This is a genomic window from Methanospirillum sp., assembly GCF_035560735.1.
Classification (GTDB): Archaea; Halobacteriota; Methanomicrobia; order Methanomicrobiales; family Methanospirillaceae; genus Methanospirillum.
In genome coordinates this window covers 1-3,350 of sequence record NZ_DATMYY010000092.1, presented here as the reverse complement: position 1 = coordinate 3,350, position 3,350 = coordinate 1, and the positions used below count along the sequence as shown (strand labels likewise).

The following is a 3,350-nucleotide window of genomic DNA, read 5'->3' as shown; positions in this document are numbered from 1 at the left end:
ATATAAATCCAAAAGTAGCAGCAGGTGTAGATATCGGATCCCTCACGACAAAATCGGTATTAATTTCAGATGGAGCCATTATTGGATCATGTATAATTCCAACAGGTATCTTTCCAGAAAAAAGTGGTCTGGAAGCACTTGAAAAAGCCATGGAATCAGTTGGCTATGCAGGAAAAAAACCAACATATACTGTAGCAACCGGTTATGGGAGGATATCAGCACCCTATGCTGATGAAACAGTTACAGAAATAACCTGTCATGCAAAAGGAGCGTATTCTATCAATCAGGCAACCAGGACGGTGATAGATATGGGAGGACAGGATTGTAAGGTGATCAGGATTGATAATTCAGGTAATGTATCTGATTTTATCATGAATGATAAATGTGCTGCAGGGACTGGCCGATTTCTTGAAGTAATCGCATCAGTGTTTAAGGTAAATCTTGAGAATCTTGGACCTATGGCGTTACAGGCAGAAGATATTGTCCCAATTAGCAGTACATGTACTGTTTTCGCGGAATCAGAAGTTATATCATTACTTGCAAGAGGGGAAAAGCCTGAGAATATCCTTCGGGGTGTTCATCATGCCATTGCACATCGCATTACCGGGATGACAATCAGAGTCGGTGTTGAAGATGCTATTTTATTCTCTGGTGGTGTTGCTAAGAATGAAGGAATGAGGACAGCTCTGGCAGATGCATTCAATAAACCTGTCATTGTTCCGAACTTTGATCCACAGATAATCGGAGCTCTTGGTGCTGCAAGAATAGCTGATAAAAAAATTGCACGTGATGCTTCATGACCTTATCAGCACTCAAACAAATTCGTGATGCAGTAGAACAACGACCAAGTACATTAGTTGCTGAAAAAAATAACGGCAAAATTGTCGTTGGATGGTTTGGTTATTTCATACCAGAAGAGATAGTTCATGCTCTTGGAATGATACCGGTCAGGCTAGGCAGAGGAGGAGATGAACGACTCGTAGAACTTGGAGCACGATACATATCGTCACAAAATTGTGCGTTCATCCGTGCATCTATGGGAATGTTTGCAGAAAATTCAGACCCATATATCCGAGCTGCTGATGTTGTTGCTTTTGACAATGCCTGCATGCAGATATACAGGCTTGGTGAAGTTTCAAAATATTATTTTAAGAAAAAAACTCTGTTTCTCGGAGTTCCAAGAAATCCACAGGCAGAATCGTCTCAAAAATATTTCAGACAGGAGATGGAACATTTTACCCAAAATCTTGAAAAGATTGCAGGGAAAAAAATAGACACATTAGATCTTGCAGAATCAATTCTTCTCTATCAGACTATTAGAAATTGCACGAAAAAACTGTTTCAATCTCTTCTGATACCTGACTCACCACTTCACTGGAAAGAAGTAATTGAAGTTGTCCACGCAGGGTACTATCTTGATAAGAAAAATTACCTTTCTCTTCTGCAGGAGTTACTCAGTGAAATTGATTCCGGCTCTGTAAAATCAGAAAATAAATCTCCGGATGTCAGGGTAATTCTTTCAGGAAGTGCTATCGCTCCGGGAGATGAGAAACTGGTAGATCTTATTGAGCAAATGAATGGTACTATCGTACGAGATGATCTCTGGACAGGGCTGAATCCATCCCTGAATATGAACATAGAACATCCTTCAGTTTCCAGTATTGCTGATGCATATATGAACCGGATACCCCACTATACTCTTCCCTGTATAGAAAAAGATAATGATATCAGGTTTGAGCATCTTATGTCAACAGTTCTTGAAACCAAGGCAAATGGGGTCATTTATCATACAATACGCTATTGTGATTCAGCAACCTTTAAAACAACAGGGCTGAAAAACCGTCTTAAAAATGCTGGAATACCATTACTTGAAATTCATACCGAATACTCAGGATCTGACGTAGAAGCCATCAGAACAAGAGTAGAAGCCTTTTTTGAGATCCTGAAAGCACAAAACCAGACAGAGGTCAAAGTATGACTGTCGAATACCCCCCGTTCACTTACCCGGAAGAGATTAAACCGTTGGTTCTTGAAACTGATGATTTACATTTTTCTGATGGAACTACGGTAACAGCTGAACAGATATGGCACTTTATGACAGTAACCGGACCAAAACGGTTTCCATTTGCTTTTTCAACTAACCCGGCATTTGGTCATCAGTTATCCGGGGATGTTTCCCTCATCAGCGGAATCAGAAGAAACTACCTGGGCATGACCGGAATAGATAGACTTCGAAAATTTGTCAAAAATAAAACACCGTTGATCCTCGTACAGGGAGGAATTACTTCAGACCTATACCAGGCAGCGGGATGCATTTCAGTAGGTCCGATGTTTTTGAGAGGGTGGATCATGAATACACAGGAGGGAAGAGCATATAAAAATGCAAATCTCACCGGTGCATCACTTCTCGAGGAAGCAAGGCAGAATCTCTCATTTGAGTGCTGTAATCTGATAGCAAATGTAGGTCTCCTTAAATCCCGCGAACTTCCAATAGCAGCAATTGCACCCTGCCTTTGTTCACGCTGCTCAGATATGGCATATGCAGTTGAGGCATATCGAAGTGAATCCAGTAGCATCCCAACTGTTTTGATCGATTATCCAAGTAATTTTGAAGAAGGAGAATGGAGAGTTGAATATCTAAAAGAAGAACTGCATTCCCTTGTGAATCAGTTAGAAAAGATAACTGGAAAAGAAGTCACAGATGACGATATCCGTAATGAAATAAAAATCCAAAACAAAGCACGGTCCCTTGTCCGGGAATGTGAACAGGTCTGGTGGAGCGGGAAAGTACCCCCGACAAACAGCGTTGACGGCGGATTTGCACACCTGGGAATGATGGGAGCTTTTGATTTTCCAGTAGCAAATCAGGTTCTCAAAGAAACCAGAGATGAATTGCAGACCAGAGTCAATAATGGGGTCAAAGGCTACGGGCTTGTTGATGATCCTGCACGGCTCTTTGTATGTGGATCATGTGTTATGCCAAATGCCAACTTCGTAGACCGAAAGGGTGGTGTCCTTGTGGGAAGCGATGATGTCTGGAGTTCTATCTGTATGGATGTAAAAGAGACTGGTGATCCGTATGAGAATCTTGCAGTTTCATATGCCTCCCTTCCATATGAGCGATCAACTGAAGAACGATCAAAATGGACTGTTAAGCAGGTAAAAGCATCCCGGGCAGATGGTGTTGTATTCATGTTTAATTGGGGATGTAATTATCAGAGTGCCATAGCTGGAATGATAACTGATTACATCAAAGAAGAGACCGGTCTTCCTGCAATTAGTATTGAAGTAGGGGAACTGACACGAATGGAGTCTCTAGAGCAATCCCATAACCGGGTTGAATCTTTTAT

At 41.4% G+C, this 3,350-nt stretch carries 3 protein-coding genes; all 3 read left to right on the top strand.

Translation table 11 applies throughout. From position 1 onward, the window contains the following. Positions 1 to 800 (top strand): acyl-CoA dehydratase activase (locus VN429_RS02815; RefSeq protein ID WP_325629565.1); only part of this gene is annotated, 800 nt, incomplete at its 5' end. After that, positions 797 to 1,978, top strand: a complete 1,182-nt coding sequence (locus VN429_RS02810; RefSeq protein WP_325629563.1) for a 2-hydroxyacyl-CoA dehydratase subunit D — start codon at positions 797 to 799, stop codon at positions 1,976 to 1,978. The genes VN429_RS02815 and VN429_RS02810, both read left to right, overlap by 4 nt. After that, positions 1,975 to 3,350 (top strand): 2-hydroxyacyl-CoA dehydratase subunit D (locus VN429_RS02805; protein WP_325629561.1); only part of this gene is annotated, 1,376 nt, incomplete at its 3' end. The genes VN429_RS02810 and VN429_RS02805, both read left to right, overlap by 4 nt.